This window comes from Paenibacillus sp. 453mf (genome assembly GCF_900116105.1).
Classification (GTDB): Bacteria; Bacillota; Bacilli; order Paenibacillales; family Paenibacillaceae; genus Paenibacillus; species Paenibacillus provencensis.
Genome location: NZ_FPAC01000001.1, coordinates 2,897,281 through 2,923,188 on the forward strand (window position 1 = coordinate 2,897,281; position 25,908 = coordinate 2,923,188).

The following is a 25,908-nucleotide window of genomic DNA, read 5'->3' on the forward strand; positions in this document are numbered from 1 at the left end:
TTTACTGCAGTGTTAGTATTAACCTATTGAATTTGTTTGTGAAAGGAAAGGTTTACGCATGTTCCAAATGACCACTTACTTGACTCCACACACCCAGACGTTTGTGAATATGAACTATACGGAGATGACTCCGTTTTCTGACCAAAAACTGCAGCATGTGTGTATGGCTGAGGTGAAATCTCATGCCTAAACCGATGAAAACAGGCTCCCGCTATATGCCGGGACTGGATGGATTAAGGGCTTTGGCGCTGATTGGCGTCATGTGCTACCACTGGGGGCTTGATGAAGCTCCGGGTGGATTTTTAGGTGTCAGCGTCTTCTTTGTATTATCCGGCTATTTAATTACAAACATCCTCGCCATGCAATGGCATCACCATGGCAGAATCGATCTGAAGCATTTCTGGTACCGTCGGTTCAGGCGACTTCTCCCTGCTATGCTCGTCATGCTCCTCATGACGGTGGTGTGGATGACCTTGTTTGATACTTCCCGGCTCGCGTCTCTACGCTATGACGTTGCTGCCGCAGTTACATACATAAGCAATTGGCAATTTATTTTCCAGGATATATCCTATTTTGAATCGTTTGGTCCTCCCTCGCCGCTTGGACATATGTGGTCCCTGGCCGTTGAAGAGCAATTCTACCTGTTATGGCCGCTTCTTATGCTGATTGGACTCAAATTGTTCCCAAGACGGGGCAAGATGTTCCTATTTATTTGTACGCTTGCTGTACTGTCAGCGCTTCTCATGTCCCTTCTTCATGAGCCCGGTTCGGATCCAAGCCGAGTCTATTTCGGAACAGATACCCGGGCATTCGGGCTGTTGACCGGTGCCGCCCTTGCCATCGTCTGGCCCAGCTACAAGTTATCCGGGAGAGTCCAGCCGGCTGCACGACTGGGTCTGGATGTGACAGGCATATGTGCGCTGCTGTTTGTTCTATATATGATGTGGAGCACAGACCGCTACGAATCATGGCTATATAACGGCGGGATGCTTCTCTTCTCGATTGCATCCGCTGTTCTGGTTGCCGTCCTGGCACACCCGGCTTCCTTGCTTGCCAAGGTGCTTGGAGCAGAGCCGTTACGCTGGATTGGAGTTCGGTCGTACGGCATATATTTGTGGCATTATCCTGTACTGATTCTGACGAGTCCCGGAGGGAATCCGGAAGGGATCGGGGCTTTCTATACCCTTCTCCAGGTCGCTGCAAGCGTCATTCTGGCTTCTCTGTCCTGGAAGTACATTGAAGAACCGATACATGAAGGGGCTCTTCGTGCATGGTGGCATGAAGTATGGCATCCGAAGCGCAGTAGTTCTGCATTAACACCCCGAAGTGTTGTCGTCTACTGCAGCTCACTTCTGTTCATCGGGATATTCTGTATAGGAATGACGATGAATATATCGGATGCGAAGAAACCAGATGCAAACGGAGTCTTTTCTGAATTTCCTTCTCCAGGATCTATAGATGAGCCGGACCCGGACCAACAACAGGAGAAGGAACCTGTTCCGAATGAAGAGCCGCCAGACGGCGAGAAACCAAGTACCGAAGAACCCAATGACGAAGAATCCAATGCTGAAGATACAAAAGATAGAGAGCCAGAGACGAATGGCAACAAGGATGCTGTAAAGGATACTCCCGATTCAACGATTGATGCTGATGATATAAAGGACACACCGGGAGACCATAAAGTGAAGCCGATGTCCGGTGATTCCATTACGGCGATTGGTGATTCTGTAATGGTCGGAGTAACTCCCTACTTGGAGAAGATGCTCCCCGGTATTACCGTTGATGCAGAGATCGGAAGACAGATGAGCCATGCAGACGATTTGCTTCCGGCACTCGAAGCGAAAGATCGTTTATCCGGTACAGTCATTATTGGACTTGGCACGAATGGCGCTTTTTCGGAGGAGAGCCTGACTTCTCTGCTCGACTCTCTCCAATCCGCCGAACAAGTGCTTCTCGTGAACACGAGAGTACCTAAAGATTGGGAAGAGAACGTAAACAAGATGCTGTCCGAGATTGGGAGCAGCTATTCCAACACAACCATCGTTGATTGGCACCGAGCTAGCAAGGATCATCCTGAGTATTTTAGAGAGGATGGCGTTCATCTGGAGCCAGCTGGAGCGGAAGCTTATACTCGTCTGATCATAAATGCACTGCGTTAAATTAAGATATCTGAATTCATCCTTCGATTATTTCAGGATTTTGAGTTTACAAATCAGCGGTCTGCCCCCTATAATAGGATAGTAAATGACCACAGCACATGAATGCTGTCTGATTTATTTCTAAAAGAGCTGCGCAATCTTACAGATTTGCATCAAGCGATTAAAGGATTTTTTTCTCCTTTAATCGCTTTTTTTGTGTGATTGAATCCATTTTCTAGCGTTTTAGTGCATCATTTTGCATTATTTGTATTCATGGAGGGTTTGTTATGAAAAAAAGAATGTTTGATATGATCATGCTGCTTGCAGGAGCATTTATCTTTGCGCTTGCAGTCAATTTGTTTGTCATTCCCAATGATTTTGGAGAAGGCGGCGTTACGGGAATTTCCATCGTTCTTTATTATTTGTTTCAGTGGTCGCCTGCCCTGGTCGGCTTCGTCATCAATGGCATTCTGCTTATCATCGGGTATAAGCTGCTCGACAAGCAGACTACCTATTACACCATTATCGTTGTCGCGTTTAATTCCTTGTTCCTGCACTTGACTGAGCACTGGTCCATACCGGCAGACGAGCCGGTACTGAATGCCATATTTGCAGGACTTCTCGCTGGTCTCGGCATCGGACTTATTATACGTGTTGGCGGGACCACGGCTGGGACAACGATCCTGGCACGTCTTGCAAACAAATATCTTGATTGGAGCATCAGTTACGCGCTGCTCTTTTTCGATATTATTGTGGCCGTGTTTTCTATTTTTGTTATCGGCATTGAAAACTTCATGTTCACGATCCTGATCCTGTATATCGGTACGAAAGCCATGGAATTCATTATTGAAGGACTTAATCCGAAAAAGGCAGTTACCATCGTGTCGGCCAAGCATGATGCGATCGCCTCGAGGGTAACCGATATTATGGATCGTGGTGTATCCGTGCTTCGGGGCTATGGCTACTACACGGGTCAGGAGAAGGAAATCCTGTATATCGTGATCAGCAAGCAGGAAGTATCTATGCTGAAGAAAATTGTAAAGTCAGAGGATCCCTCCGCTTTTGTAACCATTCATGATGTCCGTGACGTGTTCGGAGAAGGATTTATTGATATATCCAAATAATGATTTATTTTAACAGCTACAGCCGCGACTAATATGTGCGGCTTTTTTATTTACCTATGGATGGGGCCGTTCTTATGTCAGTCTTAAGTCATTTCTTTTGCTTTTTGTGAAACATTTTTACAGAAATATGATTATGAGACCAGCTGTCAGATAATAATTTACAATAAATATCATTTTGTCATATACAATAGTGTGTGTCATACAGTATAATGTGATCAGGAGTTGATGATATGAGTGATGTAACAGAAACGATACAGAATTTACTAAGCGAACTTAGACGAGGAAGCATCATTATCGCTGTACTTAGCCAGCTGTCAGAACCGCAATACGGTTATTCGCTCGTCAGTGTGCTCGAAGACAAAGGACTCTCTGTTGATCCCGGCACACTTTATCCCTTGCTTCGCAGACTAGAGAAACAAGAGCTTTTAATGAGCAGCTGGGACACAAATGAAGCCCGCCCCCGGAAGTACTATACCATTACTCCATTCGGTCAGGACGTCTTTGAAGGAGTATGCCGGGAATGGTTGTCACTGACTGAGAGTATGGAGAACATTATTGGAACTAGGGGAGGATAAGGAAATGGAGCTTATTGAGCGTTATGTGTACGCAGTCACACAGAGACTGCCCGAGAAGCAAAGAGCAGACATATCCAAAGAGCTGCACGGACTGATCGAAGATATGCTGGAGGAACGAGCATCATCGGATGAACTTAAAGAGCAACAGGTAGAGAGTGTACTGATAGAACTGGGACATCCGGAGATGATGGCTGCAAGATACGAAGGCGAACGCTATCTCATTGGTCCAGCATTGTATACTAGTTATATGACAGTCATGAAAGTTGTTCTTGCTTCTTTTTTGATTGCACTCAGTATATTCGCGATAGTTGAAGCTATCATGACGCCTGGCAATATTTTGGACCATTTTACCGATTTCCTCATTGATATCGTCATCTCTATTTCCCAAGCAATCGCATGGGTTACGGTGATATTTGCGCTCATTGAATATGGGCAGCGGAGAAGATCAATTTCACCAAACAACGGTCATTCGATGAAAGAATGGAATCCGAAAGATTTGCAATCTTTGCCTGATCACGGTAAAGAGATCAAAAAGTCAGACCCGATCGCCAGTATTATTTTTATCACTTTGTTTACGGCACTGTTTGCCCTAAATGTTGAGTTAATTGCTGTGTATCAATTCAATGATCAGGGTTTCTCCTCTATTCCGTTCATCAGCTCAGCCGGAATTGAGAAGTATATACCTTTCATTTGGCTGTTAGGAGCCGTAGGCATTTTGGGAGAAATATTTAAACTGATTCTGCGCAAAAGGACCACTTCTCTCCTCGCCTACCATATAATTTTCACCATACTCTCGTTTGTTCTTGCCTGGATTATGCTTCATGATTCCTCGTTCTGGAATGCATCATTTATGAGTCAACTGGAGACCTCAGGCCTAATTCCCCCTGGACAAGAAAGCTATGAGATCGTCTCAAACATATGGTCAGGAGTCATTCAGAACTTGATCTATGTTATTGCCATCATCAGCCTAGTCGATTTGGGAAGCGAGATCTACAAATGGAACCGCAGCAAAAAGTTCACTGGCCGTGCATAAGCACGGCTTTTTTTTATGTTCTATAAGCCCAGCCTCTCTCTTCATATGGATTCTGCCTGATCATTTGAATGAAATTGCTCACTGATGCAGACAAGGTTTCATTTTTTCGAGTACAAACTGCAATCGTATTCGTAAGCTGGACTCCTGTTACCATAACGCGTGCTAGTTCACCCCGTCTAACCTGCTCTTTCACGACAAGGGAGGATACGAAGTTTGCTCCATATCCAGAAACAACCGCGGCGATGGCCTCATGCAAGCCGTTGAACGTAAGGGAAATAGAAGGAGCGGGCGCATTATACGTTCGACAGAGTGATAAGAGTCTTTCCCTCGTTGAGCTCCCTTCCTCTCTCATAACAAACGGAATCCTTGTCATCTCCTCAAGCGTAACTTCCTGATTGGCATAAGAATGACTCGGAGCAACAACGAACCAAAGCTCATCTTGAAAAAGCTCCTCTGCATAGATGGAATCAGGATGCTCTTCCGGAAGGCCTCCATAGATGGCCAGATCAACCTCCACACCCAGCAATTGCTTTAGGGCATCGCTTGAATTGGTCGTATTGATCTTCATTTCCACTTGCTCATAGCGTTGCTTATACTTTGCAATCCAGGATGGAATCAGAAAATTGGCAGGTAGATATGTAGCTGCAAGCCTAAGCCTTCCTCTCCCGCCATCCCGGTACTCTGCTGCATACTGCTCGATCTGCTGCTCTACGGCAAACAGCCTTGCGGCCAGCACTGCAAAATGCTCCCCCGCATCCGTAAGGGCAACGCCCCTTCCTTCCGGCTTTAACAAAGGCAAAGACAGCTCCTGCTCAAATTTCTTAATCTGTGCGGTAATCGCTGGCTGGCTGATGCTCAGTATTTCGGCTGCACGTGTAACACTTCCCGTCTCGGCAACGACATGAAACAATCGCAGGGCATGCAAATTCATGGGCACGGCTCCTATCTATATAATAAATTTATGAATATCGCGTAAATATATATTATTTTTATCATTTTAACCGGAATACAATATGAATAGAAGCAAAATAATCCAAAAGGAGAAGTGATACTTATGAATCAGTTCAACACATGGATGCAGGTCGATCGGTATGTGGAGGATAAGCTTATCCCTCCAGATCCTGTGCTAGAAGCCGTTCTAGCAAACAATCAGCAGGCAAATCTACCTCCCATTGATGTCGCTCCCAATCAAGGGAAGCTGCTTCAGCTGCTTCTGTGGATGCGTAAAGGGAAAAGAGTTCTCGAGATTGGTACACTTGGGGCATACAGTACCATCTGGATGGCACGTGTGCTTCCTGAAGATGGCAAGCTGATTACCTTGGAGCTTGATCCCCATCATGCAGCCATTGCGCATCGCAATCTTGAGCTCGCAGGGTTAGATCATTTAGTCGAGATTCGTGTCGGGGACGCTCTTCTGCAACTGGAAAAGATGAAAGTTGAAGAGGAGGGGCCTTTTGATTTTATCTTTATCGACGCAGACAAACCAAATAATCCATCCTATTTAAAGTACGCCTTGCAGCTCTCTCATCCGGGTACAGTCATTATTGGCGACAATGTTATTCGTGAAGGAGAAATTATAAATCATCACAGCACAGATCCACGGATCCACGGAGTCAGACAATTTTACGACATTCTGTCAAACGAGAAGCAGATTTCGGCAACCGCTATCCAAACTGTAGGAAGCAAGGGTTATGACGGCTTTGTTATCGGAATTGTTAATTGAGTCTTGGTCAAAATAGTGTTACAAAACGGGAGCCTCCTGTACTAAGGGAAGGCTTTTTCTATATATTTTTATCTCGTTTAATGCAGGGGTATTTATCCAAAAAGCGAATATATATTCCCTATCACATTCTCAAGGTACACCGGCATATCCCAATTTCAGAGAAGGAGTTGATTCATATTGAGTAATCATCACACTACTGCCAATACGCAAATTAAACCGATAGAAAACCGGATAACGAGCCTGTTTGTTCATGTTACGGATTTACGAAGAGCGGCTGAGTGGTATAGTCAATTGCTTGGTCTTCAGGTCAGGGAAGAACGCCTAACGTCAGGACCTGTGTATTGGTTTGATCTGCCGGAGGCTCATCTTATTCTGGACTCGAACACCGAGAATCGAAAAAATCCGGAGTGGCGTGAAGAGATGAAGCCCCGCTTCATGCTCGCCTGCAGCAATATAGATGAGGCATACGAACATACCGAGCACAAGGCGGTGACTTACTCTAAGCCCTCTCATCATGGCTCTATGGCCTATTTCAACTTCAGTGACCTCGAAGGAAATACACTCATGGTAAGTCGTAATACGGCTTCTGCTGAGGCAAACGCATTGAACCCTGCCGATTGTGTCAGTCCGATCCTTCCCCGAATTGGCGGCGTCTTTGTCGATGTGACCGATATGAAGTCCGCTGTCCAGTGGTATACGGAGCTATTTAATCTGCCTTATGACGACAAGGACACGGATCCTCCCATTTACAGCATTCCCATGACAAACGGGCCGGTATTGCTGCTGGACCAGCATCGTTCTTGGCGGCAGGAAAATTTCACAGAGCTGTTCTATTTCGAAACAGACGACATTGAGGCAGCATATCAATACGTCTTGGATCAGGGCTTTAAAGTGACAGGTAAACCGAATGACTTCGAAGATTTGGCCGAATTTGCCGTTATTGATCCAGATGGAAACCGGATCGTCATTGCATGTATGAAATAATGGATTGAAATTTCTTGTGAACAGCAAAAAAAGAGCCTAAAACCGTAATGGTTCAGGCTCTTTAGTATGTTTCTTAATTATTGACCGACCATACCGCCGTCAACGGTGTATAGAGATGCTGTGACAAAGGAAGCTTCGTCAGACAGCAGGAAATTCATGACTGCAGCCACTTCTTCCGGCTTGCCGTAACGGCCCATTGGAGTTGCAGCTTCGTTGGCTTTTTTGTACTCTTCTGCTTGACCGGAATTTGCCTCGATTTGCTCCATCATACGAGTTGCAATCGTACCTGGAAGAACCGCATTGACACGGATTCCAAATGAAGCCAGCTCATTTGCTGCTACACGAGTAAGACCAATGACAGCATGCTTGGACATAATGTAAGGAGACATCCCTGGAGCACCCATCAGGCCTGCTAGTGAAGAAGTGTTCAAAATTGCGCCTGAATTTTGTTTCTTCATTACAGGGATCACATACTTCAAACCAAGGAATACACCGCGAACATTCACGTTATATACGAGGTCAAGTGCTTGTACACTCATCTCATCGATGGTAGCTGTAGGACCTTCAATTCCCGCATTGTTTGCAAAATAGTCAATAGTGCCAAACTTCTCAACAGCCTTGTTCACATAGTTTTGCACATCTTCCTCTTTGGATACGTCTGCTGCAACGGCAAGTGAATTAGAATCATTAAGACCCAGATCTTCGATTGTTGCTTTAATCGCATCTTCCTTCAGGTCAACGAGGACCACGTTCACTTGGCGTTCTGCCAAACGACGTACCAGTTCCTTACCAATACCGCCTGCTGCTCCAGTAACAATTGCTGTCTTTACTTGTGTTTGACTCATTGTATATTCGCTTCCTTTTCCTCGGGATAGGTATGACGTCTGCAGCATTACTTCAGATGCCATACGATGGTAATGTAATTCATTTCCATAAGAATCATGCAAGATTCTTAGTTGTTAGTAACTCACTTCTTGTTTATCGTACTCCTCTCGAAAAAGAAGGACAATAATCAGTATTCACAGAATTGTCATCTAATCGACACATAAAATTTAATTGTTAAATTTACAATTAGAAGTTGGACACTCTCGTTAAAAATGTTCAAAATTGGATCACAGTGATTTGGGAACGAAGAGGACTTACGTTATAATCGTAAGTAACCGAAGCCATTTCATATTACCTTTAACTGCTCTAATTGAGAGTATTACGAAACTGATTCAACTATGAACGAATAGGACAGGAGTCTACAGGCAAATGGAAGATACGAACGACAGAAGAAGCAAACGAACACGGCTTGCCCTTAAAGTCGCTTTTATAGAGCTAGTGCTTGAAAAAGGTTATGAGGCTACCACTATTATGGACATCGCCAGTCGTGCAGACTACAATCGCGGGACTTTTTATAATCATTATATAGATAAAGAGGATTTACTTAGAGAAATCAAAGGGGAGTTCTTGCAAGGGGTTTCAACTGCATTGCTCGCCCCTTATGAAGGTATGGATCGGGTTGATGCGGACAAGATTTATCCTTCCACTCTGCGTCTCTTAGAGCACATTGAGCATCACAAAGACCAGTTCAAAGCCCTTCTTTCTGTAAGCAACGATCTTTCGTATGACATCTGTAATCTGCTTAAAGATGCCATGAGAAATGATATGCATATCGTGATGAATGATTCCTCAAGATCAATAGACTATGAAATTATGCTCAGCTACCGCATGCCGGCTTTTGTAGGCGTCATTATGTACTGGGCGGAAACCGACTTTAAATACTCAGCAAGCTATATGGCAGAGCAGGTTATGATTCAAACGAATCTGAGTCTGGATTATATTGAGTTCAAGAATCGATGAAGATGGTTTCACTTTCTTGAAATATTGTTACAATAGGATGTGGCTGTATCTAGATTGCGAGACATGATATGTCTAACGAAAGTGAAAGTGAGGAATATAACGAATATGATTATAAAACCTAGAACACGCGGCTTTATTTGTACAACAGCACATCCCGTTGGATGCGCGCGCCAGGTGGAGGAGCAAATTAAATACGTACAATCACAGCCGCAAATCAATGGCGGACCTAAGAACGTACTTATTCTTGGTGCTTCTACAGGCTACGGCTTATCCTCCCGCATCGTTGCTGCTTTTGGTGCAGGTGCCAATACCATCGGTGTATACCGTCCAAGTGCAGGAAGCGAGAAAAGAACGGCATCTGCGGGCTGGTATAACTCCGCTGCATTTGAGCAGGCAGCAAACGCGGCTGGACTTAAGTCTTATAGTGTTAACGGAGATGCCTTCACCGACGAAACGAAACAAAAAACGGTAGAGGTGATTCGTGAACAATTGGGACAGGTTGATCTGGTTGTTTACAGTGTCGCTGCACCCAGACGCCAGGACCCGGCAACCGGAGAAATGGTAAACTCTGTTCTTAAGCCGATTGGAGAAGCGTTCACAAACAAAACGGTCAATTTCCATACAGGTGAAGTCACTGAAGTAACCATAGAGCCTGCAACCGAGGAAGAAGTGCGCAATACTGTAACGGTGATGGGCGGTGACGATTGGAAGCTGTGGATTAAGGCGCTGAAGGACGGAGGCGTGCTGGCAGACAGTGCCACTACGATTGCATATTCCTATATCGGCTCTGAAATTACACGTTCAATTTACCGTGAAGGATCCATCGGTCAAGCGAAGGATCACCTTGAGGCGACAGCACATGAGCTGAACGAGGAGCTATCCAGCACGGGCGGACGAGCTTATGTTGCTGTAAGCAAAGCGCTTGTTACCCAGTCCAGTTCGGCAATTCCGATCGTTCCGCTATATGTGTCCGCATTATATAAAGTCATGAAGGAAAAAGGGCTGCATGAAGGTACGATTGAACAGATGTATCGCTTATTTGCAGATCGTCTGTACCATGGCGAGCAAACGCTTGTTGACGATGTAGGACGCATTCGAATTGATGACTGGGAGCTTCAAGAAGATGTACAGGCTGAGGTTCTTCGCATCTGGTCTGAGGTCAACAGCGACAACATTTATGACATTTCGGACCTGAAAGGATACAACACAGAGTTCTTCCAGCTGTTCGGATTTCAGATGGATGGTGTTGATTATGAGAGCGATGTTAACCCTGATGTTCAGATACCTGGTGCCTACAAGGTAGAATAGCTCCGCGAGTGACCATGTCATCAATACAGCCCTTCTGGTTTACTTACCAGGGGGCTTTTTGGGCATGGCCAATTGAATACCCTGGCTTAGCAAGTGATGCAATTCATATGAAAAATAAAGATTGACATGCTTCATATCGATTGATATTATTTACCTCAATAACATATCAATTCGATGGGAATTATGAGATTTAGAATTGTTCTCACCGTCTACCGTACAAACGGAGGCATTTTCGATTTTGGAAGATGCCTCTTTTTTGTACCCATTTTTCTCGCATAGAGTAGTTATCCCATCATCCACCCTATTAAGGAGGTCAGCTTATGATTGAGCAAGTGAAGTCTTCAGGCACTAAAATAAAGCCTGCGGCAACGCGCAAAAAACGCTCTAATGCTAAAGCTTCAAAAACAAGTCATCTCAGCTCCATTCTGCTAGGACTACTCGTACCAGGCACCGTACTCATTCTGTGGCAGGTTGCAGGAAGCTCAGGATGGATCTCAAGCACAATGCTCCCCACCCCGCTGCAAATTGCATTATCCTTCAAGGACCTGATGATTTCGGGCGAGCTGTTTGGTCACATGCAAATCAGTATCGCGAGAGCAGCAAGCGGTTTTCTGTTAGGTGCTGGGCTTGGCCTGGTATTTGGTACCCTTGTCGGCTTCCTGCGCCGGTTTGAGCAGACTTTAGACCCCACCTTTCAAATGCTGCGTATGATCCCCCATCTGGCACTTACTCCGTTATTTATTCTATGGTTTGGGTTCGGCGAGACCTCCAAAATATTGCTTATCGCCAAAGGCGCCTTTTTCCCAATGTATGTTAATACCTTTCTTGGCATTCGCGGTGTAGATCTTAAGCTGTTTGAGGTTGCCAAGGTGCTCGAATTCAGCCGTTTCAAGCAGTTGATCCGCCTCGTGCTGCCTGCTGCACTGCCTAACATCCTGCTCGGACTTCGTCTATCCCTCGGCGTTGCCTGGCTGGGACTTGTGGTAGCTGAGCTTATGGGCTCAAGTGAGGGAATCGGGTATATGATACAGGATGCACGTCAATTCACGCAGACCTCAGTGGTGTTTGTCGGTATCATTATCTTTGCCGCGGTCGGGAAGATCACGGATTCCTTCGTCCGGTATTTAGAGAGAAAGCTGCTTCGCTGGCGAGACAGCTTCAATGGTTGAATAGAGAGGAGCTCGATAGCAATGTCTGAACAAATGAAGAAGAAACCACGCACCATTGCAGTCTTCCTGGCCGCGCTCATTGTCTTGCTCATGTTAAGCGGCTGCGCCAATCAAGGCGGCAGCGAGGCAGATGTGGCAGGAGCCGTCAGTTCAGGAGATAAAGTTGTCATCAATATAGGAGTGCAAGGCGCCACCGGCATTTTCTCCTATGCAAGAGATACGAAGGCTTTTGAAAAAGCATTTGAACAGGTCGGTGCAGAAGTAAAATGGCATGAGTTCGCGAGCGGACCTCCCCATTTTGAAGCACTCGCATCGGGCAGACTGGATTTTGGAGGTACAGGTGGTACGCCAGTGATCGCAGGACAGACCGGAGGTATCGACTTCAAAGCGATCGCTGTTACTGGTGACGGCAAGAAAGGAAATGCCCTTCTCGTGCCTGAAGGCAGTGATATTAAGCGAATTGAGGATCTAAAAGGTAAGAAAATTGCCGTAGCCAAAGGCAGCAGCGCCTACAACTTCCTGTTCCAGGTCATTCATACCGCGGGACTTACCGGAAATGATATCGAACTAATTCAGCTTCAGCCCGATGAAGCAAGGCCTGCCCTCGACTCCAAAGCAGTGGATGCATGGTCTGTCTGGGAGCCTTATGTAACAACAGCCGCCACGCAGACAGGGGCTCAGGTTCTTGTTGACGGAGAACAATTGAACATATTAGCGCCTAGTTTTCTCATCGCACGTACCGACTTTATTGAAACCTATCCGGAGCTGACGGTTACTTTTCTTAAGACTTACGAACAGGTAAGGCAGTATTATGAAGGTCATGTCGAGGAGGTTGCAGCCCATTTTGGACAAACGAAAAATGTGGACGCAGACATGCTGGTGAAAATTATGAATAACAACACTTCCCTCCTGTCTCCAATTACACCTGAATTTGCAGCCGCGCATCAGGAACAGGCTGACTTCCTCTATTCCATTGATGCGATCGACAAACAGCTTGACACCTCCTTAGTGCTTGAGAACAAATATATTGAACTAGCACTTCAGGAGCTCGAAATAGATACAAATTAAGAGTATTGAGCTTAACTCCCATTTGTTTTCTTCCTCCATTCCCTTAAAATAAGATCATGTATGCTTCACCCTTCGGGTCACATTTTAAATCAGAAACGATGGATTCTGGATTAACACACGAAAAAACCGTGCTCCCTATTTTTTTAGGGGGACGGTTTTCTTGCTGTCCGTAGAATTCGCTCTGATGTCTGCCCGATTTGCTAACTCCTCATTACTTGGCAGCATATATATATAACTCAGGATTGTGCAAAATCTCTTCAACTCGTTTCGTAGAGAAGACAACCGGAAAGGGGCATATATACATGCATATCGTGATGGTTAGTCCTGAGCAATTTCCTCTGCCTGGAAGCGGATCTGTAGAAATCTGCATGCTCGCCATCGCCAGAGAGCTCTCGATGCACCATCAGATCACGATAATTAGCAAACTAACTACGCAGCTTCCGCATGAGACATGGATCAGTGATCAGCTTGTCATCAAGAGAGTACCTGCTCTTAGTAAAAAGGATTATGCGGTAGAGGTGATCAAATGCATCCAGACACTAGATCATGTGGATCTTATTCAAGTTGATAACCGTCCGCGCTGCATGGCTAAGATTAAACAGGCTTATCCGGATAAGCCCGTAGCCCTCTTTCTTCACTCACTTACCTTTGTTCCCAAATCCAATACCATCTCTTCTCTGCTTCGGAGAGCAGATCTTATTATCGCAAACAGCCGCTCCTTGAAAAGACGGATCATAAGCCGATTCTCCCTGCCCTCTGATCGCATCATAACGATACCTTTAGGCGTGGATGTTCATCGTTTCAAGCCATTAACCGCGGTGGAAAAACAAGCTCGTATGGAACACTACGGTATATCCAGTAATCGTTATAACGTACTGTTTGTCGGCAGAGTGATCCCTCAAAAAGGAATTCCCGTTATCATGCGCGCCCTCTACCGAGTACAGCCTTCCATCAGAACCAGGCTTATCATCGTCGGTAAAAGCAAGAATAAAGCATATCTTGCCAGACTCAAACAGCTTGCCAAAACACTCAGAATTGAACTCCTTTTTCTAGGTGAAATTCAGCATGAGCAGATCCACGAGCTGTACCCGCTTGCAGACTGTATCGTATGCCCTTCTCAGAAGCATGAAGCGTTTGGACTGGTCAATGTAGAGGCGATGGCCTCAGGCATCCCGGTCATAGCTTCAAAAAATGGAGGAATCCGTGAAATCATCGAAGATGGCCATGACGGATTTCTGGTTACGCATTATAAGAATCCTTTTGGCTTTGCCAAACGGCTTGCTCAGCTCGCTAAGCACCCTGAGCTGGCTCAGTCTATGGGAGCAAACGGAAGAGAGAAGGCCCTGCACCATTATACCTGGCAAGCGACGGCTGCACAGCTGGAAGCGAGCTATCAGCATTTGACAGGCCGTGATATCCAGATTGAACAACAGAATTAAAAATACGTTACATCCTCTCGGATGTTCGGTACATAATGAAGACTTCCTTCTCTTCCGCTCCCGGCATAGAGGTCACTTCTCTAAGCTCGATAATCGCCATATCCTGAAAGATAAACTGTACAATTCCAAGAGTCTGCTGCTTGAACGTATCATATATTCTACCTGCACTGCAGCAGCCTCTTGGCACGATTTCCGGATGGTTTGCTATGTAACCTATTTGTCCATGAGGAGGAAAAACAACGCGAATCGCTTCAGAGTCGGACAAGTTATCTGGATCTTTAATTAGAAAAACAGGCTCTCCTACTCGTAATTTTGAGGAATACCGATGGTTTTCCATATCAGTTATTGCGGCATAAAGTTTTTTATGCACGTAAATACCTCCTTTGCTCGTAGTAGTCAATGATAAGTTTATCGGTAACCGTTATAGTTTTTTTTACAGAAAAAAACAAAACTTTTGGACTATTTTATATAAATGTAAATCAAAAAAAAGGATCTTAAGACCTGTTTTAACCAACTATTTTTGTCACGGTTATTTTTCATAATTTATCATATATCAAAGTTTAATTTTCGCAATTACGAAAATTGATCATTCCATTAAAAATACGTATGTGTACTAAACTGATAGCATATACATCATACAGATTCCATTGCTCAAGGAACAAAATATGAACGAATAGTCCGGTTTCCTCTACTTTAGAGAAAGGTGTTGATCACGCATCATGAATTCTTCCCATTCACAGTTTAAATCGTATGAGCCATTTATTGGTCCGTTTGATCCGTGCCCTCCCATTCGTGTGAAATATTACAGCACACCACCCAATTTATATCTTGGATTTCAGCCACCCAATCTGCCCCAGTTCAGCGCATTTGACGCGTTGAAATATGGCACTTTGTGGAAAGTACTGTATAGCCCATATGACCCGCCAAGGAGCAAGTGATGTAGAGCAGATTTTGCTGCATTGCACTTGAAAAACATCTGATTAGAAAGGGGCGAGTAGATGTGAACCAAACGCTTGACGAGAACTACTACAAATTGCTGCATGAGCTGCAGGCACTGGATTTTGTGCTTGTCGAGTTAAGCTTGTATTTGGATACGCACCCCGATGACCCTGCCGCACTCGAGCAATTCAATCTGTATGCCAAAGCGAGAAGAGAGCTTGCTGATCAGTTTGAGGCTCTGTATGGTCCCCTGCTTCAATACGGTCAAAGTGGAGCACAGCAATCTTCCTGGCTATGGTCCAAATCCCCTTGGCCATGGCAAGTCTAAAGTAAAGGAGGCAAATTCATACCATGTGGGTATACGATAAGAAACTGCAATATCCCGTTCGCGTAAGCAAATGCGATCCTATGATGGCCAAATTTTTGCTTGAGCAATACGGAGGTGCTGACGGAGAGCTGGCTGCAGCGCTGCGTTATTTGAATCAGCGGTACACTATCCCCGACAAAGTCATCGGACTGTTGACGGATATCGGAACTGAAGAATTTGCCCACCTAGAGATGATTGCCACTATGGTGTACAAACTAACAAAAGATGCGACACCAGAACAGCTGAAGGCGGCTGGACTTGGAGCTCATTTTGCCAATCACGATCATGCCTTGTTCTATCAGAATGCTGCCGGCGTGCCGTGGACGGCTACCTATATTCAGGCCAAAGGCGATCCGATTGCTGATCTATACGAGGACATTGCTGCTGAGGAGAAAGCGCGGGCGACCTATCAGTGGCTCATTGACATGACCGATGACGTTGATCTACAGGACGGTCTGAAATACCTTAGACAGCGGGAGGTCGTGCATTCCCAGCGCTTCCGTGAAGCGGTTGAGATCATTAAGGATGATCGGAATCATCGAAAGTTTTTCTAGCTGTAAAATTGACTGCAATTTATAAGCAATAATAAGCAACCTAAGTCTGATTTTTATGCAGGCTTGGGTTGTTTAACTGTAGGCTTATCTCCCAAAATATAGCAGGGAAAGTACCATAACCCTAACAAATTCCTTCAAGTGGGATAAGAAATACATCCCCCATATTCACTTTTTTTCTTCCCATCATTTAATCCCCCCTCCGAATTGTGAAAAACGGAGCCTTTTGTATTTAATCTGTTTTATAAATCAGGTTAAAAAGGCAGCCTTTTGTCAACCTTATTCAACCACTTCAATATGCTTAGCAGACGCTTGCGCAGGGTACGATGTATTTACTCCCCCGTCTATTGTGACCTTAACTTGTTCACCGACGCTGTAATCATTCTCTCTATTATCGCCGATAGAAACCCAAGTTGCATTTGGATCAGCAATTTTTAATATTTCTTCAACTGTCTGCTCATGTATATCAAATTCGGATTCATCTAATCCTTCAACAACAAGTAATCGCCCTTCTTCCTTGTCAATAATATACCCTGTAATAATAGTATAGTTGTTGTTTTCCTCACTTAACGAACATCCACTTAATATTAGTGTTACTAATAAAAAAGTAATCATTACATTCTTCATAGTAACCATCACCACCCTCTCTGCCTCTTTAATTTAGACAAAATATCACTCGGAAAAGTTGCATCTGATTAATTTTTTTCAGATCGTATACAGCTGCTGTTTTTATTTTTTGTATCCAGTCAGGTAAGCAATTATATGTATTCTATTCATTTAAAAAAGACCCTGCGCGTTAATTGCGCAGAGCCCTTTATAAATATTCTATATTCTACCCATCTTAATTACTCTTCTTCAGAAGACGCTACCTCTCCATCGGCACTAGACTCCGCCGCCTCGCCTGTATCCGTATCTGCTGCACGCAGTACCGTTACAGAAGCCACGAGTGTATCTTCGGGCGTAATCAAGGTTATACCCTTCGGCAGTTGAATTTCGGAAGCTGCCAGCTTATCCCCGACTTCAAGCTTTGTAATGTCTACTTCAATGACAGAAGGAAGATCTTTAGGAAGTCCTTCTACATCCAGCTCGGTTATGAGCGACTGGAATACGCCGCCTGTCTTGGAACCAACCGCTGTACCTTGGAAATCGATCGGAATCGTGACCTGAATCGGCTTGTTTCTCGCAATTTTTATAAAGTCAACATGGAGCAGTCTATCGTTTTGTTTCTGCATATCCTTGATCAGCACCGGCACCGTTTTACCGTCCAATTTCAGCTCGAACAGCTCGGAACGCCCTGTGTGAGATATGCGGGAAAATTCCTTCGCATCTACATGAATCGGGATACTGTCAAATTGCTGCCCGTATACAACAGCCGGAACGCGTCCGCTCTGTCTTAGATTTCGTAAACCTGAACCTTTTTTCTGTGTCCTTTGTTCGGCAATTAGTTGGACCGTTTCTCCGTTGGATTTCATATCTAAACATCCTCCTTACAAGTCCATGGTTCGAATTTGCCCCCAAAACCAGATAGAATCAGGGCCATATCTATAATTAACCCCTATTAACGAGATTGAATCTCCATTTGTTTACGCACTACTAAGCCCATGCAAGCGAATTCTGCTGCCCACCCACTGCAACCACCACTTCTCTCGATCCGCTGTGCACATGAACCTTAATCCGTTCGTTCCCTGGAGAAGGCGGAATATCTATATAGTAATCACGGTCCCCTTCCCGCTCCTCCCATTCATTCAACCGAATGATATACCCAATCCGTTTAATGCCGGGAGCCACTCTAATCCGTGCCCTCACAGTCTGATTTCCTTCTTCTTGCAATGGTATCTTTCCATCATGAATTCCCGTGCCCCATACCCAGACATTCCAGCCCTCATAAAGTCCATCCGGCCGAGAATATTCAATTTCAACCGTACGGACGAAATAAGGCTGCACTTGAAAATGACATTTTGTCTTCGCCTCGCCTGCTTGTGCAGTAAGCGTCGCCATACCAGGACGGATCACTTTAACCTTGCCCGCCTCATCCACAGCAATGACGCGAGGTGTTGTGGTTTCCATCGTAAATGGAACTCCGCTAAGCACCTCTTCATACTGGTTCCAGATCGTCACCTGAGGTCGAAAAGCCTGGGTCGCGTAGATTGACTTATCCACAGCTATCTCAATCCGGTCAGGATATAGATTATCGACCCTCATTTGAACCGTCGAGAATATTTCCCCATGAGCTGCAGTAATTGTACATTCTCCATTCTCGAAGCTCCTCGCCTTGCCCGTCTGTCTTACCCGAATCACACGATCATCAGAGGAGCTCCATACCGCAGTAACGCCTTCCATCCGCTTACCGTGCTGATCTCTATAAATCGCTTCAAACTCAAAATGTTCCCCTGCCGCCACTGCTCTTCTGGAGGTCCTAATTTCAATTGAATTCAAAACTTGCGCTTCAATTCCACTCTCCCGATCATAGAGCACCATCATGGACAACCTTGGGACAACAATCTGTGAAGTCACTTGCCCCAGTACCTCGTCTCCGGCTATACGATCACTGACAACGATGTTCCAGGCAGCATCCTGTGGCAAGGCTACCACATCATCCTGCTCTTTCCCGTTGTAAATGACGATAATCCGGTTCCATATATCCCCTGCCCGATAACCTTCCAGCATATAAGCAAGAACTCCGTTACCGCATTGGAGCACTTTCAAATATTGCTCGATCTGATCCCGGTGCTCCAAACGAAAGGCAGCATGCTTTTTCCGAAGCGAAATGAGGCCCTTGTAGTAATCAAATACAGCTCGAAACCTCGCTTTATTTCTCCACCTCAGCGCATTGACCTTATCGCCGCTCCGATAGCTGTTGTGATCCCCGTATTTGGAGCGAAGCAGTTCATCCCCTGCATGAATAAAAGGAATGCCTTGTGAGGTAAGGATTACTCCATTGGCAAGCAACGAGCGCCTCACCGTATCATTGTCGAACAAATGGAGTGGATCTACATGGCGGTATGGATCCGCATGACGGACTGCATCCGCAGGGCTGGTTCCACTTGTCGGAAGGCCATCCCTCCATTCAGGAAAGGCCACCAGATGTCTGATGCCTTGAGCTGTCACGATTTTATCCCATAGATTCAGGTTATCATGCGCGGTCACATAATTGATCGTCTCTGCCGGGGAATAAGCAAAATCATGTATTGCACCCTGTACCCCGGTCAGCACTGCACCTTCGACTCCCCACCAGCCTGTGGCAAATCCACTTCCCGCACCATCACTATCACCCTTAATCGCTGAGCGATAATGGTCATTAAAGACCGCAAAGCCTTTGCCGCGCTGTACACCTTTGAGTGTTTTGTCTGGAAGCGGTGAATCGCCGCCAGTCCATGGTTCGCCATAGATGAGGATCGAAGGGTCCATCTCCTGTCTAAGCATTTCCGTAATTTCCGTCATGGTCTGAACATCAATCAGACCCATGAGATCAAAACGGAAGCCGTCGATATGATACTCCTCCGTCCAGAATCGGACGGAATCTTTAATATATTTTCGGACCATGGGCCGCTCAGTTGCCAGCTCATTCCCTACACCGGATCCGTTGGATAAGAATCCGTGTGCATTTTTTCTGTAATAATATCCTGGAACAATGCCGTCGAAAGGACCGTCATCCACGCCATAGGTGTGGTTATAAACGACGTCCATAACGACTCGAATGCCGGAGCGGTGCAGAGCGCGGATCATATCCTTGAACTCTCGAATTCTTGTATACGGATTTGAAGGATCACTTGAATACGAGCCCTCCGGTACATTGAAATTCTGCGGGTCATAGCCCCAGTTATATTTGTTATCGGCTGCTTTTGTATCATGCACTGTTAATTCGTTAACCGTCTTGAAATCAAACACCGGAAGCAGGTGGACATGGGTTACCCCTAGCTCCTTCAGATGGTCAATTCCAATACGATGTCCGTCTCGATCGGTTAAGCCTTCTTCCGAAAAAGCAATATAGAGCCCCTTCTTCTGAAAGATCGACTCCTCGTCCATAGAGAAATCCCGGACATGAAGCTCATAGATTACAGCATCCGTTGGCTTGATTAGTGGAGGCCTTACATCATCCTCCCAATCGTCCGGATCTGTCCTTGTCATATCGATGATTGCGGTGCGCACACCCCCAGCTGCAACAGATGTAGCGTATGGGTCAACTGCATAATGTACCTGTCCGTTCGGGAAACCGGCTTTGTACATATAGAACTTCCCTTCCAAATCGCCCTGCAGTGTAAGTCCCCAAGTGCCCGCTTCCATTCGGTTCATAACATAGGGCGCTCCGCCATCCTCATGATCCGCAACCAAGCCGTTAGAGTCATATCGACCCGCATCTTCATAGAGAACAACCTCCATCTTGCTCGCTGTAGGAGCCCATACTTTAAACGTGCAGCTCGTACGTGTATAAGTCAATCCGAGATCATTTTTGTCATAATAAACGTTATTCAGATTCTGCATCAAGCTCACCGCCCGTGATTTTGATAATTTACGGACCCTGCAGTCTTACCCGTTTGTGCGTTATGACTTTAAAGACTCATCTGCTTCTCCCTGCACAGGGTGATCGATCCTAAGCTGTTAAATATATAAACTACAGAGCAATGACTCTATCGCCATTACTATCATTTATGCCACTTTCATAGAGAAACTATAACCGCCTGCACGAGAAAGAATGAAGCAAAGCAGGTATCCTGTAATCGAAAACGCTTACATGATAGTATATGACATCATTCTGCAAAGGTTGTCGGCTAATGTATCTCCTCTGTAAAAAAAGGCTTCCGCACAGCATAAAAAGACGTCCATCAACAAGTTCGATGGGACGCCGTTTTGCTTGCAATCATAATGATGTTCTAATAAACCTTAGAATAGGAGCAGGGAAAGAGAATTCGGTTTCGACAGGGGGTGTATGGGCAATGACCATTCCCTCGCGAATCACATACAGCGGCTTCGGACGAAGCCGAATCGCATCTGCGGCCTGCCAGGTAGGAAGCACGACAAGATTAGCCGGATTTCCGGGTGCAATCCCGTAGCTGTCCTCAAGTCCAAGAACGCTGGCCCCATGTCTTGTGATCATATCCAGCAGTGAGGATACGTCATCTCTTCCCGTCATATGCTCCAAATGTGCTGCCATATGTACTGCCTGCAGCTGATTTCCGTCTCCATACGGATAGAATGGCGTCAGCATGTCATCGTGGGCAATGGAAACCGGAATGCCTGCTCTCGACATATCTCTGATCCGCGCAATCCCTCTGCCTCTCGGATATGCATCGAATCTGCCCTGCATGGAGCTGTTAATCAGCGGGCAGGCAATAACATGGATACCGGAGGCTTTGACAAGTCCAAGCAGCTTCTGGAAATACGACTCATTGTAATAAGCAGTGGCACTGCAATGACTGGCCGTCACCTTGCCATATAGCTCATGCTTAATAGCAAGCGCTGCTGTACTCTCCAGGAAGCGAGACTGCTCGTCATCCGTTTCATCGCAGAAGACGTGAGCGAATGCGCCGTACTTCTTAGCCAGCTCGAAGCAAATCTCAAGTGACTCTACCCCATCCTCTCGGGTTCGTTCTCCATGGGGAATCGCCCCTACACCATCGGCGCCGAGCTGCAGTGCCTCCTCCATTCGCTCTGCATTTCCAGGACATGCAACAATGCCGTCCTGAGGGAAAGCGATGACCTGAAGCTGAACAACCGATGCCCACTCTTCCTTAAGTGCAAGTAGCGTCTTTAGTGCTGTCATCTGAGGATCAGAAATATCTGCATGGGTCCGAATATACAGGACTCCGTGTCCCACCAGCTGACGTATCACTTCACTCGCCCGGTGCCGCACATCTTCTGGGGTTAGCCGCTTCTTGCGTTCACTCCACAGCCTGATCCCTTCAAGCAAGGTACCGCTTAAGTTCCAGTCTGGATCACCCGCAGTGAGCACGGTATCCAAATGAATGTGGGATTCTACAAACGCAGGGAGCATGAGTCCTCCCTGCCCATCAATGGTATGTACCACTTCCTGATCGTCTTTCCAGACTAAGTAAGTGCCGAATGGCTCAATGGAATGAATACGGCCCGATGCAATGAATACATCCACATGACGGCCTTCCGGTGTCATTACATTTTTCAATATCGTCATTTCCATACCACGCTACCCCCAATTCCTTCCGTATCTAACACCGACTCCTCCCATAACCTTTGAATTCGTTCTTCTCCAAAACGGCTTGATGCCCTTGTCACACTGACCCATGCTCCTGATTTGGCGACCCATCGGCCAGCCGGCAGACATGTGAACACTTCCTCTGGGCTTCTTGCATCTACGATTACAAAGTCGGCCGTTCCACCAGCACGAATACCGTAATTCTCCAAGCCGGCAATGAGGGCAGGATTCACCGTTACCATATCGAGGAGACGCACCATGTCCTCGGGACTTCCATAATGGGCCGCATAACCTGTGAGCTGCGCGATTTGGAGCAGATCCCCTCTCCCGAAGGGATGGAATGGATCATGAATATTATCAGATGCCGCGGCGAGAGTCACTCCCCCTTCCATCAGTTCACGGACCCTCGTCACACCGCGTCTTACAGGCCCCAGATCTGCTCTGCCTTGAAGATACAAATTCGCTGCCGGAAGGGTTGCCGCATGAACTCCAGCGAGTGACATCATCTCGATCAGCTCATCAGCCTCAGCTGCGGGCATGGAAGACAAGGAGCATAAATGTCCTGTATTGACCTTTCCATAGTAATCATATCTTAATGTTTCCTGAGCTACTTTAAGTACGGTCTTCATCTCAGGATTGTCCGTCTCATCACAGTGCAGATCAATTGGCACGCCAAGACGTACAGCCAGCTCAAATATCCCTTCGATATCTGCATCCGGTTTAGCCGATAAATGCGGCGCACCGCCAATGCCGTCAAGACCCATTCTGAGCGACTCTTCAATCAGCTCCATGCCTCTTCTTCCAAGATCCCGATAAGGAACCATGGGATACAGCTCCAGCTCCACAACGCCACCCAGTAATGCTCTGGCTTCCAGTGCAGCTTCCACCGTACGCATAGCAATATCCTCGCCTGCATTCACATTAAAATCAAGATGGGATCTTAGCCTTGTCGATCCATAAGACACGGCCTGCAGAGCTGTCCTTACGATTCGTGCACGAATCGTCTCCTTGGAGAAGGAAGAAGCTGCGCTGCTGTAATTTTGAATGGCTTCAAGCAGTGTGCCTGTTTGATTCCCTACCTGAGGCAAGCTGAAGGCTTTATCAAGATGCATATGTATATCCACCATGCCAGGAAGTATCATTCGTCCGTTCAGATCAAAGACATTCTGTCTCCCGTGTTTTTCCCCTTCCATTGGAAGTCCAAAAGATGCAATATCTGCAGCCTGGACCCTTTCCTCACATGAGGTCTGCTCTTGAACAGACTCGAATCTCCCCTCACGAATGTAAATATCATAGAGCTTCCCCTTATGTTCAAGACCGTGCAGGGTTGCATTTATTAAACGCAGCGTTCCTGACATCCTTCGCTCCTCCTATTCAGCACTGGCATAATTGAAATCAGGTGTATCCATCTCATTAAAAACAGCCCCCTGCAACTTATTCTTCCGCTGCCCAAAAGGTCGGCGTCCGATAAGCCAGGAGGCTGCAGCTTCACCAGGCTGTCTATTGATTACTCGTTAGAACCGGGAAGATATTCAGTCGTAAAAACATTCGTAATGTCCTCTTTTTCTTTCAGAAGTCCAAGGCTATGCATATCTTCCTGAAGCTTCGTCCAACGTTCTTCTGTCATGCTGAGCAGTCCATTCGCTTCCGTTTCATCTGTAAAAATCAATTCAAACTCCTGCTCAGCTCCATATTTCATCCCTTCCAGCGTGAGATCCGGATTTCTTTCCTTCAAGAACTCGTTCATCTCTTCATAGTTGTCTTTGTAGTAATTCCAGCCTTTGATGGAGGCTGCAAGGAACGATTTTACAACCTCAGGATTCTTCTCAAGGAACTCTTCTGTTGTAAACAGCACATTGGAATAAGGCTGGAATCCTGCATCATATGTCAGCAAATGACGGGTCTCAATGCCTTGCTGCTCCAGTGTGTAGGGCTCTGATGTGACATAGGACTGGGTCACCGCATCCTTATCTTCAATGAAGTTAACGAATTGCCCTGTATAGGTCTGATCCTTCACTTCGGTGAGCTCATATTTCTTCTTGATAAAATCCCAATACCCTGACCCAGGTGCAATATATACATTACGTCCGTCTAGATCCTCAAAATCCTGAATATCCGCATCCGCATGGAACAGCATCGCTTGCGGGCTCTTTTGGAAGATCGCGGCAATCGCTACAACCGGAATTCCGTTATCTCTTGCAGTGAGCACTTCATCCGCTTGCCCCATACCAAACTGCGCTTTGCCGGAGGCCACAATCTGCATGGAGGAAACCTGAGGTCCACCCGGCTCGATGGTCATATCGATACCTGCCTCTTCATAGTACCCTTTGGCAAGAGCGGTATATTGCCCTCCATGCTCAGGCTGTGCAAACCAGTTCGTCACTTGGGTGATTTTTACAGGTTCCTTGGCGCCTTCTTCACCTGCGCTGGCACTTCCTTCGGTTGTACTGCTGCCAGAGCCTGAGCTGCTGCATGCTGAGAATATAAGGGCGAGTGCCATCGTTACCGTGAGACCTGACATTTTCTTCTTCAATGAATTGTTCATTCCTTTAAATCCCCCTTATATTTTATATTCAGGAATTTTAGTTCTCGGATTTCATTTCAGACTCATGCCAGGAGCTGAGCGCCCATTTGGAGAAGGCACTTACGAGCAGATAGAAGGTAATTCCAAGAATGGAGGCACACAGTCCGCATGCGAACAAATAAGGCGTCTGGAGTCTCGAAGAGGCTACAGTAATGGCATACCCGAGACCGCCCTCGCCGCCGCCGATTCCTGCAATGTATTCACCGACGATGGCCCCAACGACAGACAGGGTACAGGATACTTTCAGTCCTGCAATAATGTAAGGCATGGCTGCAGGCAGACGCAGTCTCCACATGACCTGCCACCGTGAAGCATTATACAGCTTAAATAGATTCTGCATATTGCCATCTGTAGAATTAAGGCCAATCAAGGTGTTGGATATCATCGGGAAGAAGCCGATCAAGAAGGCAATAATAACAATCGAGTTCACTCCTGCACCAAACCAGATGACGATAATCGGAGCGATCGCTACAACCGGAATGGTCTGCAGCACGATCGCATAGGGATAGACCGCTTTCTCGATTATTTTTGAACTGGCAAGCAGTACCGCTCCGGATACCCCGATGATGATGCTGAGCAGAAATCCAAATACGGATTCATACACTGTCGTCATGACCGATGTCATCAGGTTGCTCCAATTCTCCACCGCCGATAATACGATATCCGATGGCTTAGGGAGCAAATAGGGGGCATACCCGAGTAATCTCGTTACGATCTCCCATAAGCCGACAACAACGATGAATGCGATGGCAGGAGGAAGGAATTTCTGCATGAAATTGTTGCTTTTCGCTGCTTTCGTGGTTTGGACAGCAGATGCAGAAGGAGCATTGCTGTCCTCTTTCTGACCCTTCTTTTCATAAGCAAGCTTCGGCTGATTCATTGCCATTGTCTA

Annotated in this window: 24 protein-coding genes; 14 read left to right on the forward strand and 10 right to left on the reverse strand. The window is 46.1% G+C overall.

The genetic code is table 11. The features are described 5' to 3' along the window. Nucleotides 1-182: 182 nt before the first annotated feature. From BM415_RS13675 to BM415_RS13690, 4 genes are all read left to right on the forward strand, one after another. The gene (locus tag BM415_RS13675; RefSeq protein ID WP_091158772.1) at nucleotides 183-2,159 is read left to right on the forward strand and encodes an acyltransferase family protein; all 1,977 of its coding nucleotides are present in this window, start codon (nucleotides 183-185) and stop codon (nucleotides 2,157-2,159) included. A gap of 266 nt (nucleotides 2,160-2,425) precedes the next feature. Further along, nucleotides 2,426-3,262, forward strand: coding sequence for a YitT family protein (locus tag BM415_RS13680; RefSeq protein ID WP_091158773.1), 837 nt, complete (start codon nucleotides 2,426-2,428; stop codon nucleotides 3,260-3,262). Nucleotides 3,263-3,492: 230 nt separating this feature from the next. Further along, the gene (locus tag BM415_RS13685; protein WP_091158775.1) at nucleotides 3,493-3,837 is read left to right on the forward strand and encodes a PadR family transcriptional regulator; all 345 of its coding nucleotides are present in this window, start codon (nucleotides 3,493-3,495) and stop codon (nucleotides 3,835-3,837) included. A gap of 4 nt (nucleotides 3,838-3,841) precedes the next feature. Next, nucleotides 3,842-4,870 (forward strand): MFS transporter, encoded by a 1,029-nt coding sequence (locus BM415_RS13690; RefSeq protein WP_091158777.1) that lies wholly within the window; start codon nucleotides 3,842-3,844, stop codon nucleotides 4,868-4,870. Nucleotides 4,871-4,883: 13 nt separating this feature from the next. Here the strand turns inward: BM415_RS13690 and BM415_RS13695 are convergent, their stop codons facing one another. Then, on the reverse strand, nucleotides 4,884-5,801 hold the full coding sequence (locus tag BM415_RS13695; protein WP_091158778.1) for a LysR family transcriptional regulator: 918 nt from the start codon (nucleotides 5,799-5,801) through the stop codon (nucleotides 4,884-4,886). A gap of 123 nt (nucleotides 5,802-5,924) precedes the next feature. On the opposite strand from BM415_RS13695, the gene BM415_RS13700 reads away from it, so the two are divergent. Together BM415_RS13700 and BM415_RS13705 are read left to right on the forward strand one after the other, a co-directional pair. Next, nucleotides 5,925-6,593, forward strand: a complete 669-nt coding sequence (locus BM415_RS13700) for an O-methyltransferase (protein WP_091158779.1) — start codon at nucleotides 5,925-5,927, stop codon at nucleotides 6,591-6,593. A gap of 177 nt (nucleotides 6,594-6,770) precedes the next feature. Further along, on the forward strand, nucleotides 6,771-7,577 hold the full coding sequence (locus tag BM415_RS13705; RefSeq protein ID WP_091158781.1) for a VOC family protein: 807 nt from the start codon (nucleotides 6,771-6,773) through the stop codon (nucleotides 7,575-7,577). Between the two features lie 77 nt (nucleotides 7,578-7,654). On the opposite strand, the gene BM415_RS13710 is transcribed toward BM415_RS13705, so the two are convergent. Then, nucleotides 7,655-8,422, reverse strand: a complete 768-nt coding sequence (locus BM415_RS13710; RefSeq protein ID WP_091158782.1) for an SDR family NAD(P)-dependent oxidoreductase — start codon at nucleotides 8,420-8,422, stop codon at nucleotides 7,655-7,657. Between the two features lie 409 nt (nucleotides 8,423-8,831). On the opposite strand from BM415_RS13710, the gene BM415_RS13715 reads away from it, so the two are divergent. The 5 genes from BM415_RS13715 to BM415_RS13735 all read left to right on the forward strand — a co-directional run bounded on the left by BM415_RS13715 (nucleotide 8,832) and on the right by BM415_RS13735 (nucleotide 14,406). Then, nucleotides 8,832-9,422, forward strand: coding sequence for a TetR/AcrR family transcriptional regulator (locus BM415_RS13715; RefSeq protein ID WP_091158784.1), 591 nt, complete (start codon nucleotides 8,832-8,834; stop codon nucleotides 9,420-9,422). Nucleotides 9,423-9,527: 105 nt separating this feature from the next. Further along, entirely contained in the window at nucleotides 9,528-10,730 is a 1,203-nt protein-coding gene (fabV, locus tag BM415_RS13720) for an enoyl-ACP reductase FabV (protein WP_091158786.1), read from the forward strand. A gap of 320 nt (nucleotides 10,731-11,050) precedes the next feature. Further along, nucleotides 11,051-11,899, forward strand: coding sequence for an ABC transporter permease (locus BM415_RS13725; RefSeq protein WP_091158787.1), 849 nt, complete (start codon nucleotides 11,051-11,053; stop codon nucleotides 11,897-11,899). A gap of 21 nt (nucleotides 11,900-11,920) precedes the next feature. Further along, nucleotides 11,921-12,967 carry an aliphatic sulfonate ABC transporter substrate-binding protein gene (locus BM415_RS13730; protein ID WP_091158789.1) on the forward strand — a complete coding sequence of 349 codons (1,047 nt, stop codon included), beginning with the start codon at nucleotides 11,921-11,923 and terminating at the stop codon, nucleotides 12,965-12,967. Between the two features lie 302 nt (nucleotides 12,968-13,269). Then, nucleotides 13,270-14,406, forward strand: a complete 1,137-nt coding sequence (locus tag BM415_RS13735; protein WP_091158791.1) for a glycosyltransferase family 4 protein — start codon at nucleotides 13,270-13,272, stop codon at nucleotides 14,404-14,406. Nucleotides 14,407-14,413: 7 nt separating this feature from the next. Here BM415_RS13735 and BM415_RS13740 read toward each other — a convergent pair whose 3' ends face one another. Beyond that, nucleotides 14,414-14,776, reverse strand: coding sequence for an HIRAN domain-containing protein (locus tag BM415_RS13740; RefSeq protein WP_091158792.1), 363 nt, complete (start codon nucleotides 14,774-14,776; stop codon nucleotides 14,414-14,416). Between the two features lie 349 nt (nucleotides 14,777-15,125). Here BM415_RS13740 and BM415_RS13745 point away from each other — a divergent pair, with 349 nt between their 5' ends. The 3 genes from BM415_RS13745 to BM415_RS13755 all read left to right on the forward strand — a co-directional run bounded on the left by BM415_RS13745 (nucleotide 15,126) and on the right by BM415_RS13755 (nucleotide 16,266). After that, nucleotides 15,126-15,344: a spore coat associated protein CotJA gene (locus tag BM415_RS13745; protein ID WP_091158795.1), complete on the forward strand. Its 219-nt coding sequence runs from the start codon at nucleotides 15,126-15,128 to the stop codon at nucleotides 15,342-15,344. A 62-nt stretch (nucleotides 15,345-15,406) separates the two neighbouring features. Beyond that, nucleotides 15,407-15,673, forward strand: coding sequence for a spore coat protein CotJB (locus BM415_RS13750; RefSeq protein ID WP_091158796.1), 267 nt, complete (start codon nucleotides 15,407-15,409; stop codon nucleotides 15,671-15,673). A gap of 23 nt (nucleotides 15,674-15,696) precedes the next feature. Beyond that, on the forward strand, nucleotides 15,697-16,266 hold the full coding sequence (locus BM415_RS13755; protein ID WP_091158798.1) for a manganese catalase family protein: 570 nt from the start codon (nucleotides 15,697-15,699) through the stop codon (nucleotides 16,264-16,266). 276 nt (nucleotides 16,267-16,542) lie between these two features. Here BM415_RS13755 and BM415_RS13760 read toward each other — a convergent pair whose 3' ends face one another. From BM415_RS13760 to BM415_RS13790, 7 genes are all read right to left on the reverse strand, one after another. After that, nucleotides 16,543-16,890 carry a YobA family protein gene (locus BM415_RS13760; RefSeq protein WP_170862449.1) on the reverse strand — a complete coding sequence of 116 codons (348 nt, stop codon included), beginning with the start codon at nucleotides 16,888-16,890 and terminating at the stop codon, nucleotides 16,543-16,545. A gap of 218 nt (nucleotides 16,891-17,108) precedes the next feature. Next, nucleotides 17,109-17,735, reverse strand: coding sequence for a 50S ribosomal protein L25 (locus tag BM415_RS13765; protein WP_091158801.1), 627 nt, complete (start codon nucleotides 17,733-17,735; stop codon nucleotides 17,109-17,111). A gap of 121 nt (nucleotides 17,736-17,856) precedes the next feature. Beyond that, nucleotides 17,857-20,745 carry a type I pullulanase gene (pulA, locus tag BM415_RS13770; RefSeq protein ID WP_091158803.1) on the reverse strand — a complete coding sequence of 963 codons (2,889 nt, stop codon included), beginning with the start codon at nucleotides 20,743-20,745 and terminating at the stop codon, nucleotides 17,857-17,859. Between the two features lie 376 nt (nucleotides 20,746-21,121). Beyond that, nucleotides 21,122-22,417, reverse strand: a complete 1,296-nt coding sequence (locus BM415_RS13775) for an amidohydrolase family protein (protein WP_091158805.1) — start codon at nucleotides 22,415-22,417, stop codon at nucleotides 21,122-21,124. Next, nucleotides 22,408-23,790, reverse strand: coding sequence for an amidohydrolase family protein (locus BM415_RS13780; RefSeq protein WP_091158806.1), 1,383 nt, complete (start codon nucleotides 23,788-23,790; stop codon nucleotides 22,408-22,410). Before BM415_RS13780 ends, BM415_RS13775 begins: the two co-directional genes overlap by 10 nt. A 149-nt stretch (nucleotides 23,791-23,939) precedes the next feature. After that, the gene (locus BM415_RS13785; RefSeq protein WP_091158808.1) at nucleotides 23,940-24,977 is read right to left on the reverse strand and encodes an ABC transporter substrate-binding protein; all 1,038 of its coding nucleotides are present in this window, start codon (nucleotides 24,975-24,977) and stop codon (nucleotides 23,940-23,942) included. A gap of 37 nt (nucleotides 24,978-25,014) precedes the next feature. Next, a complete protein-coding gene (locus tag BM415_RS13790) occupies nucleotides 25,015-25,902 on the reverse strand; it encodes an ABC transporter permease (protein WP_091158809.1) in 888 nt (295 codons plus the stop codon). Nucleotides 25,903-25,908 lie beyond the last annotated feature (6 nt).

Bases quoted from the DNA above. Each gene is read 5' to 3' on its own strand.
- BM415_RS13675 (WP_091158772.1), top strand. From the start codon at position 183: ATGCCTAAACCGATGAAAACAGGCTCCCGCTATATGCCGGGACTGGAT.
- BM415_RS13680 (WP_091158773.1), top strand. From the start codon at position 2,426: ATGAAAAAAAGAATGTTTGATATGATCATGCTGCTTGCAGGAGCATTT.
- BM415_RS13685 (WP_091158775.1), top strand. From the start codon at position 3,493: ATGAGTGATGTAACAGAAACGATACAGAATTTACTAAGCGAACTTAGA.
- BM415_RS13690 (WP_091158777.1), top strand. From the start codon at position 3,842: ATGGAGCTTATTGAGCGTTATGTGTACGCAGTCACACAGAGACTGCCC.
- BM415_RS13695 (WP_091158778.1), bottom strand. From the start codon at position 5,801: ATGAATTTGCATGCCCTGCGATTGTTTCATGTCGTTGCCGAGACGGGA.
- BM415_RS13700 (WP_091158779.1), top strand. From the start codon at position 5,925: ATGAATCAGTTCAACACATGGATGCAGGTCGATCGGTATGTGGAGGAT.
- BM415_RS13710 (WP_091158782.1), bottom strand. From the start codon at position 8,422: ATGAGTCAAACACAAGTAAAGACAGCAATTGTTACTGGAGCAGCAGGC.
- BM415_RS13715 (WP_091158784.1), top strand. From the start codon at position 8,832: ATGGAAGATACGAACGACAGAAGAAGCAAACGAACACGGCTTGCCCTT.
- fabV (WP_091158786.1), top strand. From the start codon at position 9,528: ATGATTATAAAACCTAGAACACGCGGCTTTATTTGTACAACAGCACAT.
- BM415_RS13725 (WP_091158787.1), top strand. From the start codon at position 11,051: ATGATTGAGCAAGTGAAGTCTTCAGGCACTAAAATAAAGCCTGCGGCA.
- BM415_RS13730 (WP_091158789.1), top strand. From the start codon at position 11,921: ATGTCTGAACAAATGAAGAAGAAACCACGCACCATTGCAGTCTTCCTG.
- BM415_RS13735 (WP_091158791.1), top strand. From the start codon at position 13,270: ATGCATATCGTGATGGTTAGTCCTGAGCAATTTCCTCTGCCTGGAAGC.
- BM415_RS13745 (WP_091158795.1), top strand. From the start codon at position 15,126: ATGAATTCTTCCCATTCACAGTTTAAATCGTATGAGCCATTTATTGGT.
- BM415_RS13755 (WP_091158798.1), top strand. From the start codon at position 15,697: ATGTGGGTATACGATAAGAAACTGCAATATCCCGTTCGCGTAAGCAAA.
- BM415_RS13760 (WP_170862449.1), bottom strand. From the start codon at position 16,890: ATGAAGAATGTAATGATTACTTTTTTATTAGTAACACTAATATTAAGT.
- BM415_RS13765 (WP_091158801.1), bottom strand. From the start codon at position 17,735: ATGAAATCCAACGGAGAAACGGTCCAACTAATTGCCGAACAAAGGACA.
- pulA (WP_091158803.1), bottom strand. From the start codon at position 20,745: ATGCAGAATCTGAATAACGTTTATTATGACAAAAATGATCTCGGATTG.
- BM415_RS13775 (WP_091158805.1), bottom strand. From the start codon at position 22,417: ATGGAAATGACGATATTGAAAAATGTAATGACACCGGAAGGCCGTCAT.
- BM415_RS13780 (WP_091158806.1), bottom strand. From the start codon at position 23,790: ATGTCAGGAACGCTGCGTTTAATAAATGCAACCCTGCACGGTCTTGAA.
- BM415_RS13785 (WP_091158808.1), bottom strand. From the start codon at position 24,977: ATGAACAATTCATTGAAGAAGAAAATGTCAGGTCTCACGGTAACGATG.
- BM415_RS13790 (WP_091158809.1), bottom strand. From the start codon at position 25,902: ATGGCAATGAATCAGCCGAAGCTTGCTTATGAAAAGAAGGGTCAGAAA.